Genomic DNA, 16,319 nt, shown 5'->3' with positions numbered 1-16,319 from the left:
GGCTCAGGCCGGACGAACGGCCTGGAAGGTCCCCGCCGCCGTGAACGCCTCGGTGATCGGCGCGATGAGTGCGGCGAGGCGGCGGGCGCCGGTCTCGCCGATCGGCGCCCACAGCGCGGCGCAGTACTCGTCCGTCTCCGCCTCGATCCGCTCGCGCGACGCACGGCCGGCGTCGGTGAGGGTGGCATCGGCGAGCGCGGCGGCGGTGTCCGTGGCGCCGATGCCCGTGGCGCCGGGGACAGAGGAACTGGGGACAGGGGCACCGGAGTTGAGCCAGCCGCGTGCCGCCAGGCGGGCCGTCGCCGCGGCCCACTCCTCGTCGTTCCACCGGCGGGTGGTGCGCGCGAGAGCCGTCGGGAGGCCGCCCGCCGCGGTGTGCAGCACCAGGCAGTCGCACGGCCCGACGCCGTTGTCGGCGAGCACGACGAGGTGCGCGTCGCCGCGCCACTCGCGCACCACCGTGATCTGCTGCCACAGCGCCACGAGGGGATCCGACGGAAGCGCCACCGACGCGTTCGCCGCGGCCAGCACCCTGCCCGCGTAGTCGGCGCCCGCGACGACCGGGTCGAGCAGCGAGCGCGCCTCGGCGAGCCGGTCGGCCGTCATACGCACGCCCACCCGCCGCATGGCCCGCCCGACGGCCACGAACCGGGCGGCCTGCCACCGCTCGGGCGGGGCGGCGTCCCACACGCCGTCCATGGCCCGGACCGCCCGGGGGCTGAAGTTGTAGAAGGCCGCGAGCGTGACCTGCCACGGAACCGCGCCCAGGGCGGCCGACCGGAACGCCAGGTACGCCGGTCCGCGGTCGGTCACACCGAACTCGGCCGCCTCCTGGGCCCCTTCGGGGACGAGGTACGTGAACAGATGGGCCGCGCTGACGGCGTGGCTGACTTCACGGACGGCACTGAGGTCCATCAGGGTTGTCCCTCCAGGGAGTTGGGCGGTGTCTCAGGCGGTACCTCAGGCGGAGGTCTCGGCCGGGCTCTCGGCAGAGGTGGTGGCAGAGGTGTCGGCCGGGGTCTCGGCCGGGGTCTCGGCAGTGGCGGTCAGGAGCGCGCGGCCGAGGATGTGACCGGCCATGGTGAAGCCGAGGACGGCGGGCGTGGCGTCGGCGGGGACACCGATGGAGGCGGTGTCGAGGGCGTGCACCACGACGAGGTAGCGGTGCGGGCCGTGCCCGGCCGGCGGAGCGGCACCGATGTAACGGGCCATCCGGGCGTCGTTGGGCAGTTGGTACGCGCCCTCCGGCAGGCCCGAGCCCGTGTCGTCACCGGCGCCCTCGGGCAGTTCCGTGACGGTGGCGGGGATGTCGGCGACCGCCCAGTGCCAGAACCCGGACCCGGTGGGGGCGTCGGGGTCGTGGACGGTGACGGCGTAGCTCCTGGTGCCGGCCGGGGCGCCGCTCCAGGACAGCTGCGGGGAGAGGTCCCGGCCGCCGGGCTGCCCGGCGGCGTGCTGCTCGGGCGGCCAGGCGGCTCCGTCGGCGACGGTGGTGCTGGTGACCGTGAAGGACGCGGCCTCGGGGAGGCGGGCGAAGGGGTCGTCGGCGTACATGGGTGTTCCTTTCGGGGCGCGGAGCTGTGTGTTCGGGGGTGTGGCCCGGCGACCACAGAATCGACAGTAACACCAATAATCGATTATCTGCGAAATCGTCTATGCTTAGGTCATGACTGACACGCCACCCCGCTCCCCGGCCCCCGCCGGGAAGCAGATGCTCTCCGAGCAGGTCTACGCACATCTGCGGGACGCGATCATGCGCGGGGACCACGCCCCTGGCGACGCCCTCAAGCCGCAGGACCTCGCCAAGGAGGAGGGCGTGAGTCTGGCCGTCACGCGCGAGGCGCTCCTGCGACTGGTCGGGGAAGGGCTGGCCGACCGGCTGCCGAACCGCGGATTCACGGTCCCGTCCTACTCGGACCGGCGCTGGCAGGAGATCGCGGAGGCACGCAGGACCGTCGAACCGGTCGTACTGCGCATGTCCGTCGAGCGCGGCGACCTCGACTGGGAGAGCCGGGTGCGGGCCGCCCACCATCGGCTGGCCCGCACCCCTGCGTACGAGCCGGCGGAGGGCGAGTACTACACCGCCGCCTGGGCCGAGGCGCACCGGGTCTTCCACCGCACGCTGCTGGAGGGGTGCGGCAACCCCGTGCTGCTGGAGACCTTCGACCGTCTGTGGACCGCGAGCGAACTGGCCCGCCGCTGGTCGGCGCACCGCACACCCGGCCGGGACGGCGCGAGGGAACACCGCAGGCTGGAGGAGGCGGCGCTGGCCCGCGACGCGGACACCGCGGCGGCGGTCCTGGTCGAGCACCTCACCATGACCGCCGCCGCCCTGACCGACGATTCAGGTCAGGGCGTCTGAGCGCTGTTCGGGACCCGGGCGGGACGGGCCCTCAACCGCCGGCCGCCGGCCAACAACCGACTGTCGACGGTCGGCAGACGCCAGACAGTGGTCGGCGGTCGGCAGGCGACAGACGGCGGTCGGCAGCTCTCAGCCCGCGAAGGCCGGTTGGGGCACGCCCCTGCCCGCGCCCGGTACGACGAGCACCGAGCCGGCGAGCGGGTGCGGTGCCTCCAGGCCCGTACGGGCCGTCGTGATGTACAGGTCGGTCAGGTCGGCGCCGCCGAACGCGCAGGCCGTGGGGCGCGGTACGGGCAGCTCCACGACACGGTCGAGCGTGCCGGACGGGGTGTAGCGGCGGATCTCACCGCCGTCCCACAGGGCGACCCAGACACAGCCGTCGGCGTCGACGGTGAGCCCGTCCGGGAAGCCCTCACCCTCCTCGACGACCGCCAACTGCCGCCTGTTGGAGACCTGTCGGCCGTCGAAGTCGAAGACGTCGATCCGTCGCGTCGGCGAGTCGATGTAGTACATGAGGCGGCCGTCGGGGCTCCACCCCGTGCCGTTGCTCACCGCCACGTCGTCGAGGACGGTCGTGACCGTGCCGTCGGGCGCGACCCGGGAGAGCGAGCCGCCGCCCGGTGCCTCGTCGTAGCGCATGGTGCCCGCCCACAGGGAGCCGTCGGCCGCGACCGCCGCGTCGTTGGCACGGCGGCCGGGGACGACCTCGCGGTGCAGCCACCGGAATTCCTGAGGGCCACCGGCAGTGCTCCCGCCCGGACCCGTGACGGAGTCCGGACCGGAACCCGGGCCCGAACCCGTGACGGAGTCCGGGCCGTACAGGCCGATCCCGTCACGGAGATTGACGACCAGGCCGCCGCCCACCCGCGGCTTGGCGGCGCCCACGTGCTGCTCGGTGGCGAGCACCGTGCGCCGGCCGGAGACCGGGTCGTACGTGAACACCCGGGACCCGAGGATGTCGATCCAGATCAGCCGCCCGGCGTCGGCGTCCCACGTGGGGCCTTCCCCGAGGGCCGCCTCCGCCCGGACCGCCACCTCGTACGCGTGCGTCCGCGCCGTCCGGCCCTTCGCCCGACCCGTCGTCATCCCACACTCCGGTGTCCGAGTCGCTCCGACAGCTCGGCCGCGCCCTTGGCGGCGAGCCCTTCCAGCTCGACCTTGCGGTCCTCGCTCCACCGGATCATCGGCACCGAGATGGAGAGCGCCGCCACTACCTGGCCCGTGCGGTCGCGCACCGGCGCGGCGATGCAGCTGACGTCGGGGTTCGACTCCCGGCTCTCCACCGCGATACCGCGGGCGCGGATCTCGACGAGGGCCTCGCGCAGGGCGGCCGGGTCGGTGATGCTGTTCGGCGTCATCCGGATCAGGTCGGCGTCGTCGGGGATCCGCGAGGTCAGCTCGGGCTCGGACAGCGAGGCGAGCAGCATCTTGCCCACGGAGGTGCAGTGGGCGGGGAGGCGGCGCCCGGCGGCGGACACCATGCGCACGGCGTGCGTGGAGTCGACCTTGGCGATGTAGATGACGTCCGTGCCCTCCAGGATCGCCACGTGCACGGTCTCGTCGCAGGTCTCCGCGACGGACCGGGCGACCTGCTGGCCCTCGGCGGCGAGGTCCAGCTGCTCGGAGTAGCGACTGCCGAGCTGGTACGGCCGTACACCGAGCCGGTAGCGTCCGGGCTGACCCGGTACGGGCGTGATGTACGAACGTGCGGCGAGTGTCGTCACCAGTTCGTGCACGGTGGTGCGCGGCAACTGGAGCCGGCGCACGATGTCGGGGGCGGAGAGTGTGCCGTCCCCGTCGAGGAAGAGCTCAAGTATGTCGAGAGCCCTGGTTACGGCAGGTACGAGGCGTCCCACAACTGGCCCCCTCCCTTATGTTCGAAATTTCAACAGCCGATCGGCATAGCGAACACAGGCTACTCACACGGGTTGGGCGGGGCAATGGGCGCGCGTGAGCGGTGGGGGTGGGGCTGCTTGAACCCCTGCTCCGGAGGCCCATCGGTGGACTGCTTGAAACGGGTGGGTGGGCGGGAAGGAAGGTTCGGTCTCAGCGGCGGGCGCGGGGGTCACCCAGCTCACCCCGGAGGCGCTGAGCCCGCAGCACCAGCTCCAGCTCGAAGCGCCGGTCGGGGTCATCGACCTCGTCCCCCCACAGCTCCCTGATCTGCCGAAGGCGATACCGTACGGTCTGCGGATGCACCCCCAGGCGCGCGGCCACCTCGGGAGCCCCGCCGCGCGTCTCCAGCCAAGCCAGCATCGTCTCGGCGAGCCGCCGCCCGTGCGTGGGACCGCAGTGGGCGAGCGGCTCCAGACACCGCAGGGCCAGGTCGTCGATCAGCTCCTCCGGCTGCAGCAGGACCAGCGCCTCGGTGTGTTCGGTGCAGTACAGCACCTCGCCCGCCGGCAGCAGCCCGCGCTCCATCAGCCGTACCGCGGCCTCCGCCCAGCGCAGCGACTTCGCCGCGTCACGCAGGGGCACCGGCGGGCCGATCGCGCCGGCCCAGCCGGTCAGCGCCCGGTGCAGCAGTTCGGGGCGCCCGGCGGCGTCGGGCTCGGGCACGACCATGCGGGGCTGCTCGTACTCCATGTCCAGCAGGACGCCCTGGCTCACGGCGGGGGCGACGGCCTCCCGGGCGGGCCGCAGTAATACGCCGACCGCGACCTTGCCGGGCAGCGGCCAGCCGATCCGCGCGGCCCGTTCGGTCAGCGCCTCGGCCGGATCACCGCGGTGGTGCTCGGCGAGCAGCAGTTCCATCAGCCGGCGCTGCAGCCGCAGCCGTTCCCCGGCCTGCCGGGCGGCGGCCTCCGCGTAACCGCGAACGGACTGGTCGACCAGCCCGTCCAGGTACTCGTATCCGGCGTCGACCAGCTCGTACATCGCGGGTGGCGGGATCTCCACGCGCGTCCCGATCTCGGCGAAACGGCGCCAGGCGAGCCGTACACCGAGCCGGTAGATCGCCTGGAGCGAGTCGAGGCTGCGGCCGTTGAGGCCCTCGCCGCGGCCGAACTCCTGGAACACCTCGGGGTGGACGCGCGGCCGGCCCTCGGCGGTCTCCAGATGCTGGACGAACACCTCGATGGCCCGGCGGATCCCGACGAGCGCCATCGGTTCGCCGGAGTCGTCGAGCACGACCGGCAGATGCGGATACTCGTGCTGTATCTCCTGGAGGATCTCCTCGGCGAGCGCGGGCGCCTCGGCCATCGCGAGCGCGGCGAACTGCCGCACCTGGAGGCGCGGTACGTCGTGCCAGGCCGAGCGCACGGTGACGGGTGCCGGGCGGAGAGCCATGGTCAGCGCTCCCGGCCGGCCGTCTCATAGGTGATGAGTGGCGTGTTCGGCTGCTCCGGGGTCGCGTCGAGCAGCGCGACGACACCGAGGGCGGCGCCCACGGCGAGCACGGCGGCAACCGTCACGGTCAGCAGGACGGCGGGCAGTCTGGACATCGCGGGTCAGCCTCTCTGTCGAAAGGTCACTCCCACCGAAGCGCTCCGCTGGGAGCGCCGTCCGGGATCTGCGGGCCGACAGTGGCTGATCGCGCAGTTCCCCGCGTCCCTTTCGGGACACGGCACATCCCCTTCGCCACCGGGCCCACCTCGCCCCGGCCGACGAGTTCGCAGCGCCGACGCGTCCCAGTGCCGGCAAGTCCTCAGTGTCGGCAACGCATTGACACTTCGTCAAGGGTGCGCCTACGGTTCCCGGCCCATACCGCACCTGCACCCTCCCCCACCGTGCCGGCACCTGTGCGTGCCGCGTCACCAAGAGCCCTTGGAGTGCCCGGATGCGCCGTTCTGCCACACCCTTCTCACTGGTCATACTGGGTCTGGGCGTGTTCCTGCTCGTCCTGGCCCCCCTGCTCGCCTGGTACGTCGAACCACGTGCGCAGCGCACTCCCATCGACACCGACCAGACGACCGTCTTCACCGGCACGGGCAGTTATTTCGACACCGACGAGATCGAGACCGTCCGCGACAAGAAGATCACCATCACCCGGCAGGTCCGCGGGGACGTCGCCGAGAGCGAGAAGAGCGGCCGGGCGGTCTGGGACGTGTCCACGTCCGTCGACACGGACAAGTCGCTGCCCGCGGCCGACCCGCACGACTCGCTCCAGTGGACCATGGAGCGCTGGGTGACCGACCGGAAGACGAACAAGCCGGTCCACTGCTGCGAGGAGAAGCCGTACTTCGAGGGCGAGGCGTACCTCAAATTCCCCTTCGACGTGCAGAAACGCTCGTACATCTGGTGGGACAACACCCTCGGCTCGACCGTCACGCTGCAGTACCGGGGTACGAAGCGGATCCAGGGGTACAAGGGACTTCGGTTCACCGGAACCGTGCCCGCGACCAAGACCGGCACCCGGCTCGTGCCGGGCACCCTCGTGGGCGTGGAGGACGCCGGCCAGGTGCTCGCCGAGGAGTGGTACTCCAACCACGGCGTCGAACTGGTCGCCGACCAGCGCACGGGCCGGATCATCTACGCGGCGATCGGCCCCCGCAAGACGCTCAGGGCGCCCGGCACCAAGAAGGACGCCGTCGTCCTGCTCGACAGCAAGCGGATCGCGTTCACGCCCGAGACCCAGAAGAAGCAGGTGGATCTCGCGGACACGGACAGCGGTCTGCTGCGCATGGTGGGACTGACGTTGCCGCTGGGGGCGGGAATCGCCGGTTTCGTCCTCACCGCGGTGGGTGCCGTTTTGGTCGCTCGACGACGTCCGCATCCCGATACGCCCGAGAGCTCCCAGCAAGCGCTCACAATGTGATGAGACGTCAGCTCCACAAAGCCCCGAAATTGTCACTTCGGTGAGTAGCCGCAGCGAACCAGCGGGCGAAAACTGTCCACCCCACCCGAACACAGTCCACCCACACCCCCGTCACAGCGGTCCCCGATCACCCCCACGGATCACACCCCACAGAAGTCCCGCAGAAACCCGCACAGACCCCACCGAAGTACCGGCAGATCGGCTCCACCCCTCCATACGGACAGCCACCGCGGGAAATTCAGGATTCCCGCACCGAACGCACACCCTCACACGCACCGGAACGCACCAACCCCCCACGCCCCACGCTGGTTCCGCACCCCGAGACGAGTTGGAGCACCCATGCCCCAGCACGTGCCTTCGTCGTTGCGCGCCGCCTTCCCCCGCTCCGCGCAGCGACAACTGGCGCTCCCCCCACAGCCGCGCCGAATCGTTTTCCTCGCCCGTCGTGACTACGGCAACGAAGCAGCGGGCGGCTCCGAACTCCTCGTCGACAGACTCGCCGAGGGCCTGACCCACCTCGGCCACCAGGTCACCCTGCTGTGCGGCGGCCCCGCCGCGTACCGCGACTACCGTGTCGTGTCGGCGGGCGGCGACCTCGGCCACTACCTGCGCGCCAGATCGGCGTTCCAGCGACAGGTCGGCGACTGCGACCTGCTCGTCGAGGTCTGCAACGGCATGCCGTACCTGGCGCCGCTGTGGCACCGAGGACCGACCCTGTGCCTGGTCAACCACGTACACACCGACCTGTGGCGGATGCGGTTCGGCGGACCGCTGGCCCCCGCCGCCCGGCTCGGACGAAGACTCGAACACTGGGCACTGGCGGGCGGGCAGCGCGGCGGCCTGCTGGTCGCCGTCTCCCCGTCGACAGCCCACGCGCTGCGTGCGATCGGCGTCGAGCGCGAACGCATCCGGGTCGTCCACAACGGCGTGGAGGAGCCGGGCGCACCGGCCGGACGCTCGCCGGAACCGCTGTTCGTGGCCGTGGGACGGCTCGTCGAGTACAAGCGGATCGATCTCCTGCTGCGCCTGTGGGAACGGGTCCGCCCGGTCACCGGCGGCCGGCTGGTGATCGTCGGCGACGGACCCGAACGGCAACGGCTCCAGCAACTCGCCGGTCCCGGCGTCGAGTTCACCGGCCATGTCTCCGAGGCCGAGAAGCACCGCCTGCTCTGTGCCGCCTGGCTGCTGCTGCACCCCTCCGCCGTCGAGGGCTGGGGTCTGGTGGTCACGGAGGCGGCGGCCCGCGAGACACCCGCGATCGCCTTCGACGTACCCGGCCTGCGCGACTCGATCGTGAACGGCGAGACGGGCCTGCTGGCCCGCGGCGAGTCCTCGTTCGCCGCGGCCTGGTGCACCCTCGCCCTGTCCACCCACCGTCGCACCCTCATGGGCAAGGCGGCCGGCGACCGCGCCGCCCAGTACCGGTGGCACCGCACGGTTCGCCAGTTCAGAGCCGTGGCGACGGAGGCGGTGAGGGGCTGGACACCATGACCCCCTGGCGGAAGAACCCACGGCAGAGGGCTCCTCGGCGCAGGAGCGGGGGCCCCGGGCCCGGCACGGGCCTGCGGGACCCCTCCCTGCGCCGCTCCCTCGCCCTCTTCCGTGCCTTCCGCCACGAGCAGGACGACCCCGAGGGCTGCTACTCGCTGCTCGCCCGGGACGCCGCCGACCAGGTGGAGGCGTACGACGGTCCGGTCAAGGGCCGGACCGTCGTGGACGTGGGCGGCGGGGGCGGCTACTTCACCGAGGAGTTCCGCAGGCGGGGCGCGCACGGCTATCTCTTCGAGCCGGACATGCGCGAACTCGGTCCGAAGCCGCCCGAGGGTTCCGTCGTCGCCGACGGGTATCTGCTGCCTCTCGCGGACGGCGTCGCCGACGTCTGCTTCTCCTCCAACGTCCTCGAACACGTCGCCGACCCGCAGACCTTCCTCAGCGAGATGGTCCGCGTCACCCGCCCCGGCGGGCTGATCTACGTGTCGTTCACCAACTGGCTGTCCCCCTGGGGCGGTCACGAGTGGGCGCCCTGGCACTACCTGGGCGCCGAACGGGCCCGCGCCCGCTACCGGCGCCGTACGGGCAGGCCCGCCAAGCACACCCTCGGCGAGAACCTCTTCGCCGTGCACATCGGATCCACCCTGCGGCAGGTGCGTGCCCGGGACGACGTCACGGTCGTCTCGGCACGCTCCCGCTACTGGCCGTTCCTCGCCCAGACCGTGGCCAGAGCGCCGGGACTGCGTGAATTCGCCACCTGGAACCTCCTCCTCATTCTCCGGCGGTGTCCATGACCAGCACGGTCCAGGCCCCTCCCCCGGCGGCGACCCGTCCCCTCGCCCCGGACCCCGGCCCCGAGCGGGGGCCCCGGTCGCGGCGGTGGCTGGTGGGCTTCTGGGCCGTGGTCCTCGTGCTGTTCCTGGCCGTGGACCCGGGCCGGCAGACCTTCGACACCAAGCTCGGTGTCGCGCTCGACCCCGGGCAGTTCCTGGCCGACCTCGGCCAGTTGTGGCACGACCGGGGCGGCTTCGGCGGTATCGCGGACCAGTACGTCGGCTACGCCTTCCCGATGCTGCCGTACTACTGGCTGACCGACCTGGTCGGGCTGCCGGTGTGGCTGGCCGAGCGGCTGTGGATGTCGCTCATCGTCGCGGTCGCCTTCTGGGGCGCGCTGCGGCTCGCGGAGCGCCTGAACATCGGCAGTTCCGCCTCCCGGCTGCTGGGCGCGGTGGTGTACGCGCTGTGGCCGGTGTTCACGATCGTCGTCGGCTCGACCTCGGCCGCGGCCCTGCCCGGCGCCTTCCTGCCGTGGGTGCTGCTGCCGCTGACGAACGACCGCTACAGCGCCCGGGTGGCCGCCCTGCGCTCGGCGCTGCTCATCCCCTTCATGGGCGGGGTCAACGCGGCCTCCACCCTGGCCTCCCTGCTGCCCGTCGGTCTGTATCTCCTGTCCCGCCCGCGCGGTCCGCGGCAGCGCAAGCTGATCACCTGGTGGGTGCCGGGGGTGCTCCTGGCGACGGCCTGGTGGGTCGTCCCCCTGCTGGTCCTCGGCATCTACGGCGAGAACTTCCTTCCCTACGTGGAGAGTTCGCAGACCACGACGGACACCATGTCGGCGACGGAGTCCCTGCGCGGCGCCGGCAACTGGGTCGCCTATCTGCACTTCGGTGAGGCCTGGCTGCCCGCGGGCTGGACCGTGACGGCCTCGGCGGTCGCCGTCGTCTCCTCGGCGCTGGCGGCCGGCCTCGGCCTCGCCGGGCTGGCCCGCCGTGACATGCCCGAGCGGCGCTGGCTGGTGCTGACCGTGCTGACGGCCGCACTCATCACCCTGGCCGGCTACGGCGGCTCGTTCGGCGCGCCCTTCCACGGGGTGGTCCAGGACTGGCTGGACGGCGGGCTCGCCCCCTTCCGCAACATCTACAAGTTCCAGACGGGACTCGCTCTCGCGCTGGTCCTCGGCCTGGCACATCTGGTGGGCGTCGCCGCGCGGGCCCAGGGCGCCCGTCCCGTACGGGGCCGCCGGTACGCGGCACTGATCGCGGCGATCCTCGTCCTGCCGGGCCTCGCCTGGCCCTACCTCAACGGGTCGATCCTGCAGCCCGGTTCGTTCCAGGAGCTGCCCAAGTACTGGAAGTCCACGGCGAGCTGGCTGGAGAAGTACTCGCCGGACTCCCGCGCCCTGGTCGTGCCCGCCACCGCGCACGGCATCTTCACGTGGGGCGCCACCATCGACCAGCCCCTGGACGTGCTCGCCGACTCCCGCTGGGCCCAGCGGGACTACGTGCCGTTCGGCACCGCGGGCAACCGGCGCGCGATGGACGCCGTCGAGCAGTCCCTGCAGACCGGCGGCCAAGTGCCGGGTCTGGCGGACTACCTGGGCCGGGCGGGCGTCCACTACATCGTCGTACGCAACGATCTCGACCCGGACCAGGTCGGCTACGTACCGACCACGACCGTGAAGCGGACCCTGGAGCAGTCGGGCTACCGGCGCCTGACCGGCTTCGGCCCGCTCATGACGGGCGGGCGCATCGCGGAGAACACCCCCATCCAGATAGAGGGGCTGTACCCGCGGCAGCGGGCCGTCGAGATCTACGAGCCGGCCGCCGACGTGCCCCGGCCGGGCCAGGCCGGGCTGAAGGCCGTCGCCGACACCGCCGTCGTGTCCGGCGGGCCCGAGGCGCTGCTGCCGCTGGCCGCCGACCCGGCGATGCGGGACCGGGCGAGCGTGCTGACCGGCGACAACCATCCCGGTCTCGGCGCCCCCGGCCTCCAGGTGACGGGCGACGGGCTGCGGCGCGCCGACACCCGGTTCGGCCTGGTCGGCGCCAACACCTCGTACACGTACACCCGCAACGAACGCAATCACTCCGGCAGCTACCAGGACGCCGGGGAGGAACCGCACCAGATCCTGCCCTCGGACGGGCTGCGGCACCAGACGGTCGCCGAGCTGCGCGGGGCGCGCACCGTGACCGCGTCGTCGAGCGGCAACTGGCTCTACTACCTGCCGCAGTACGACCCGGTGAACGCCTTCGACGGCAACCCCGACACGGCGTGGGCCGAGGGCGCGGTGGGCTCGGCGGACGGGCAGTGGCTGCGGATCGGCTTCACGGACGAGACGGAGGTCCCGGCGTCGATCCGGGTCACCCCGCTGCCGCAGGAGAGTGTGCGCTCGGCGCCGACCCGGGTGCGCGTGGAGACCGAACGCGGCTCGGAGACGAGCACGCTGCGGGCCGACGGTTCGCGGCAGGCCGTCAAGGCCCCGGAGGGGCCGACGAGTTGGCTGAGGATCACCGTCGTCGAGTCGACCGCCCGGCACTCCGGTCTGTCCGGCGCGGGCTTCTCCGAGATCACCGTTCCGGACGTCCAGGTGACCCGCATGCTGCGGCTCCCGAGGGACGCCGAGAACGCCGAGGCGGCGGCCGAGACAGTCTCCCTGCACCGGACCTCCGACCCGGGCAGCTTCTCCCCGACGGGCACGGAGGTCGGGCTGCACCGCCGCTGGAACTCGGACGCGGCCGGTACGTACGAGGTGAAGGCGAGCGCGATCCCCGTACCCGGTGACGCGCTCGACGCGCTGCTGTACGACGTGGCGCCCGAGCAGAACGACCGGATCACCGCGGCGGCCGGCTCGACGGCCCGCCTCGGCACCGGTCTGTCACCGCGCAACCTCACCGACGGCGACCTGACCACCGCGTGGATCGCCGGCGACGACCCGACCATCCGGCTGAGCTGGACGGGCAAGCAGCCGGTGGACGAGGTCGTCCTCGCCCCGGCCGGCGGGCTGTCCACCCGGCCCACCGAGGTCAACATCAGCTCCCCGGACGGCGCGGTCGTCGCCGGGGTCGACGAGAACGGCGCCGTCCGCTTCGACCCGATCACCACGGACCGGCTCGACATCACCGTCACCGAGACGGCCCCGCTGACCGTCCACAACCCCCTCGCCGACGAGGACATGCAGCTTCCGGTCGGCCTGACCGAGGCGTACATCCCCGCCCTGGACGACCGCTACCGCACCCCGAAGGCCCTCTCCTCCCGCGCCTTCGAGCTGCCCTGCGGGAAGGGCCCGACGCTCGCCGTGGACGACGAGCTGTACGAGACGAGCGCCAAGGGAACGGTCGGTGACCTGGTGGAGCGGCGCCCGGTCGAGCTGACGCTCTGCCAGGAGGGGCGCGCGGACGCCGACTTGTCACTCGGCTCGGGCTCCCACCGGGTCGAGGCGGGTGACGCCGGACCGCTGGCCGTCACCGACGTCACGCTGACCCGCGGCACGGTCACCGCCCCGACCGCGGTCAGCCGTGAACTGGGCATACGGGACTGGCTCGGCGACCGCCGCGAAGTCACCGTCGGCTCGGGCGCGGCCTCCTACCTGACGACGTACGAGAACTTCAACGACGGCTGGAAGGCCACGCTGAACGGCCGCGAACTCGACCCGGTCCGCCTCGACGGCTGGCAGCAGGGCTGGCGGATCCCGGCGGGCGAGGGCGGCACGGTGAAGCTCTCGTACGAGCCGTCCACGGTGTACGAGGCCGGGCTGATCGGCGGCGGCGTCGGGATCCTCGTCCTGGCGGGGCTCGTACTGTTCCGGCGGCGCTCGCCCAATCCGGACGCGCCCTCGCCGGTACCGCCCGCGCCCGGCCTGATCCTGGGCACGGTCGCGCTCACCCTGGTGGGGATCGTGATCGCCGGGTTCTTCGCGCTGCTGGTGCCGGTCCTGGCCCTGCTCGCCCGGCGACGGCACGAACTGCTCGTACCCCTCGCCTTCCTCGCGCTCGCGGGGGCCGGGATCGCCGCCGCGACGGGGGCCGGGGAGCCGGTCGCCGAGGGCGCCGGGGCGTTCGGGCGCACCGCCCAACTGCTGGCGCTGATCGGCCTGTTCGCGGGTCTGGTGACGGTCGGCGAGGCGTCGTACGGGACGCGGGGCGACGGCGGGTCGGGGCCCGGGGGCCCGGACCGTTTCGGCGATCCCGACCGGCCGGACCGGGGCGCGTTCCCGGCCCCGCCGCCGGGCTCCGAGGCCCCGACTACACCCCTGCCGCACCGGAGCCGGGGGCAGCACGCGGGGCCGGGAGCGACGGCGGCGTCCAGTGCGCCGGGGGCGCCTGGGGCGCCAGGCGCTCCGGGGGCCCCAGGGTCGCCAGGGGCTCCGGGGACACTGCCGCCGCCCTTCACACCGACGGGGCCGCCGCGAAGCGAGTCCGGTCCGATCACTCCGCCGGGACCGGCGGGAGCGACGGGGCCGGCGGGAGCGCCGGGAGCGCTGTGGACCGGGTCCGGTCCCTCGACGCCGGCGGGACCGACAGGACCGGCGGGACCAGCGGATCCGGCGGGACCGGCGGCTCCGACAGGACCGGTGGGAGCGGCGCGGAGCGGGTCCCGGCCGGGCGCTCCGTCCGGATTGCCACGGGCCGAGTCCGGTCCTACCGTCTCGGCCCGGGGGCCGGGGTACCCGCGACCGCCGGAGCTCGGCGGGACGGGGACCGCGCGGTCCGCCGACCGCGGGGAGACCGGTGGCCGCGGAGGGACCGGTGGCCGCGGGAAGGCCGGGAGCCGTAGGAGTTCCAGGGAGGGTGAACCCACATGACCGCGCTGGACCACCCCGCACGCGACGGCACCGACGGCCCCGGCGGCCCGGCGGGGCCACCCGCCCGCATCCCGTTCCCCGTGGTGGACGAGGTCGCCCGGCACTGCCTCCAGGAGGAGGAACCGGAGACCGTCCACATCGAGGTCCACCTGCCGGGCCACCTCGACCCGGACCGCCTGCGCGCCGCGTTCGCCGGGGCCCTGCACCGCCACCCCCGCATCCTGATGCGCGAGGCGGCGCGCCCCTGGTACGGGAGGCGGTACGAGTGGGAGCTGACCCCCGCGGCCGATGTGGAGGCGGTCCTGTTCCCGGCGCCCGACCGGGACGCGCTGAAGCACGCCCGGGACCGGGCGCTGCGCGACGCCCCGCCGCTCTCGGCCGCGCCGCCGATCCGGCTGGAGATGGTCCGGGACCCGGCGGCCGACGGCACGGTCCTGTTCCTCACCATCAACCACACAGCTCTCGACGGCCCGGCCTGTCTGCGGGTCCTGGCGACCGCGGCGGAGCTGTACGGCGGCCGGGACAACTCCCCGGCCGCGCCCCCGACCCGCGACACGACGGCCGAGGCCCCGCGCGCCACCGACACCCCCTCATCCTGGGCACCGCCCGCCCGGGTCGCGCACGGCACCCCGGAACCTCCCCAGCACCACGGCAACGGCATGCTCGTCACCGAGCTGAGCGTCCCGCGGCGGCCCAAGGGCTCCCCGTACACCGTGAACGACCAGCTGATGGCCGCCACCGCGCTGATGATCGCGCACTGGAACCGGGAGCACGGGGCCCGGCCGCGTCCGCTGCGCATCACGATGCCGGTGGACGACCGCCCGCGCGGCACGGACATGCCGATCGGCAACGGCACACGGCTCGTCGAGGTCCCCTTCGCCCCCGAGGAGCTGGACGCCTCGGACATGGCCGCGCTGCTGCGCCGCACGGCGGACCGCACCCGCGCCCTCAAGGCGCAGCCACGCCCCCAACTGGGCCGCGGCGCCTCCCTGTTGACGGCCCCGGTGGTGCCCGTCGCCTGGCGGGCCGCGTTCACCAGGGGCCTGCGCAGAGCCGCCGGGCCGTGGACGTCGACCACGCTGCTGAGCAACATCGGCCGCGTTCCGTACGCCCTGGACTTCGGGGAGGAGGCCGGGCGGGCGCACGCCGTGTGGTTCTCGGCGCCGGCCCGGATGCCGCGCGGGCTGACGGTGACGACGGCCGCCACGGCGGGCCGCCTGCACGTGGCGCTCCGCTGGTCCCGCGCCCTGCTGAGCCACGGCGACGGCAGCCACCTGCGAGACCTCTTCGAGCACTACCTGCACGCGACGGAACACGCCACGGAACGCGCCACGGATCGTCACTCAGGACGCCACCCGGGGAGTACCCCATGACCACGGCCCCACCCCGCAGGCCGACCCACGGACCGCACGGACCGCACGGACTGCGGGACTTCTACGAGGACCCGGCCGTCCCGGTCGCCTCCGGCACGCCCCGCAGTCTGCGGCAGGCCCGGATGCTCGCGGACGCACTCGGCCCGGCCACCTCCGGCCCGCGTACGGTCCTGGACATCGGCTGCGGCGACGGCACCGCCGCCGCGACGGCCGCACCGCTGCTCGCCGGTCACCGTATCGTCGGCGTCGACTGGTCCCAGGACGCCCTCAGACGTGCCCACGCCCGGCTCCCGTACGCCGTACGCGGCGAACTCACCGACGGCGGACTGCCGTTCAGGTCCGCCAGTGCCGACGCCGTCCTGTTCAGCGAGGTCGTGGAACACCTCGTCGACCCGGACGCGGCGCTCGACGAGATCCACCGGATCCTGCGCCCCGGAGGTCATCTCATGCTCTCCACACCCAACTTGGCCGCCTGGTACAACCGGGCCCTGCTCCTCGCCGGTGTCCAGCCCGTCTTCTCCGAGGTGAGCCTGCGCGCGATCCACGGCCGCCCCGGCAAGGAGGTGGTGGGCCATCTGCGGCTCTACACCCCCCGCGCCCTACGGGAGTTCGTGACCGCGTCGGGCTTCGAGGTCGTACGGCTGCGGGGTGCGCCCTTCCATGGCGTACCGCGGCCGCTGCGCCCGCTGGACCGCCTCGCGTGCCGTGTCCCGTCGACGGCCTCGATCCTCCTCCTGCACGCGCGAAGGACGTAGA

The 16,319-nt window shown here is 73.1% G+C and carries 13 protein-coding genes; 7 read left to right on the top strand and 6 right to left on the bottom strand.

Annotated features, from left to right (window positions below):
• Positions 1 to 3 precede the first annotated feature (3 nt).
• Positions 4 to 915, bottom strand: a complete 912-nt coding sequence (locus IE278_RS31865) for an SCO6745 family protein (protein WP_189777145.1) — start codon at positions 913 to 915, stop codon at positions 4 to 6.
• A 45-nt stretch (positions 916 to 960) separates the two neighbouring features.
• Complete coding sequence (locus IE278_RS31860) at positions 961 to 1,554, bottom strand: YbhB/YbcL family Raf kinase inhibitor-like protein (RefSeq protein WP_189777143.1); 594 nt, start codon at positions 1,552 to 1,554, stop codon at positions 961 to 963.
• 112 nt (positions 1,555 to 1,666) lie between these two features.
• Here IE278_RS31860 and IE278_RS31855 point away from each other — a divergent pair, with 112 nt between their 5' ends.
• Positions 1,667 to 2,362, top strand: a complete 696-nt coding sequence (locus tag IE278_RS31855; protein ID WP_246570948.1) for a GntR family transcriptional regulator — start codon at positions 1,667 to 1,669, stop codon at positions 2,360 to 2,362.
• Positions 2,363 to 2,491: 129 nt separating this feature from the next.
• Here the strand turns inward: IE278_RS31855 and IE278_RS31850 are convergent, their stop codons facing one another.
• From IE278_RS31850 to IE278_RS31835, 4 genes are all read right to left on the bottom strand, one after another.
• Entirely contained in the window at positions 2,492 to 3,448 is a 957-nt protein-coding gene (locus tag IE278_RS31850) for an SMP-30/gluconolactonase/LRE family protein (protein WP_189777141.1), read from the bottom strand.
• Positions 3,445 to 4,218, bottom strand: coding sequence for an IclR family transcriptional regulator (locus IE278_RS31845; protein ID WP_189777139.1), 774 nt, complete (start codon positions 4,216 to 4,218; stop codon positions 3,445 to 3,447). The genes IE278_RS31850 and IE278_RS31845 overlap by 4 nt, the downstream gene beginning before the upstream one ends.
• Positions 4,219 to 4,408: 190 nt before the next feature.
• Complete coding sequence (locus IE278_RS31840; protein WP_189777137.1) at positions 4,409 to 5,650, bottom strand: PucR family transcriptional regulator; 1,242 nt, start codon at positions 5,648 to 5,650, stop codon at positions 4,409 to 4,411.
• Between the two features lie 2 nt (positions 5,651 to 5,652).
• On the bottom strand, positions 5,653 to 5,805 hold the full coding sequence (locus IE278_RS31835) for a hypothetical protein (protein ID WP_189777135.1): 153 nt from the start codon (positions 5,803 to 5,805) through the stop codon (positions 5,653 to 5,655).
• 335 nt (positions 5,806 to 6,140) lie between these two features.
• Here IE278_RS31835 and pgfA point away from each other — a divergent pair, with 335 nt between their 5' ends.
• The 6 genes from pgfA (at position 6,141) to IE278_RS31805 (ending at position 16,318) form a co-directional block, all read left to right on the top strand.
• Entirely contained in the window at positions 6,141 to 7,118 is a 978-nt protein-coding gene (gene pgfA / locus IE278_RS31830; protein ID WP_189777133.1) for a cell envelope lipid trafficking protein PgfA, read from the top strand.
• A 339-nt stretch (positions 7,119 to 7,457) separates the two neighbouring features.
• Positions 7,458 to 8,609: a glycosyltransferase family 4 protein gene (locus tag IE278_RS31825; protein ID WP_189777132.1), complete on the top strand. Its 1,152-nt coding sequence runs from the start codon at positions 7,458 to 7,460 to the stop codon at positions 8,607 to 8,609.
• Positions 8,606 to 9,403: a class I SAM-dependent methyltransferase gene (locus IE278_RS31820; protein WP_373312138.1), complete on the top strand. Its 798-nt coding sequence runs from the start codon at positions 8,606 to 8,608 to the stop codon at positions 9,401 to 9,403. The genes IE278_RS31825 and IE278_RS31820 overlap by 4 nt, the downstream gene beginning before the upstream one ends.
• A complete protein-coding gene (locus IE278_RS31815; protein WP_189777269.1) occupies positions 9,400 to 14,190 on the top strand; it encodes an alpha-(1->3)-arabinofuranosyltransferase in 4,791 nt (1,596 codons plus the stop codon). The genes IE278_RS31820 and IE278_RS31815 overlap by 4 nt, the downstream gene beginning before the upstream one ends.
• Positions 14,187 to 15,563, top strand: a complete 1,377-nt coding sequence (locus IE278_RS31810) for a condensation protein (protein WP_189777130.1) — start codon at positions 14,187 to 14,189, stop codon at positions 15,561 to 15,563. The genes IE278_RS31815 and IE278_RS31810 overlap by 4 nt, the downstream gene beginning before the upstream one ends.
• Positions 15,560 to 16,318, top strand: coding sequence for a class I SAM-dependent methyltransferase (locus IE278_RS31805; RefSeq protein ID WP_189777128.1), 759 nt, complete (start codon positions 15,560 to 15,562; stop codon positions 16,316 to 16,318). The genes IE278_RS31810 and IE278_RS31805 overlap by 4 nt, the downstream gene beginning before the upstream one ends.
• The last annotated feature ends 1 nt before the right edge of the window (position 16,319 follow it).

The sequence above is a fragment of the Streptomyces tauricus genome (genome assembly GCF_014650955.1).
Taxonomy (GTDB): domain Bacteria; phylum Actinomycetota; class Actinomycetes; order Streptomycetales; family Streptomycetaceae; genus Streptomyces; species Streptomyces tauricus.
This window is presented reverse-complemented; position numbering and strand designations above follow the sequence as displayed.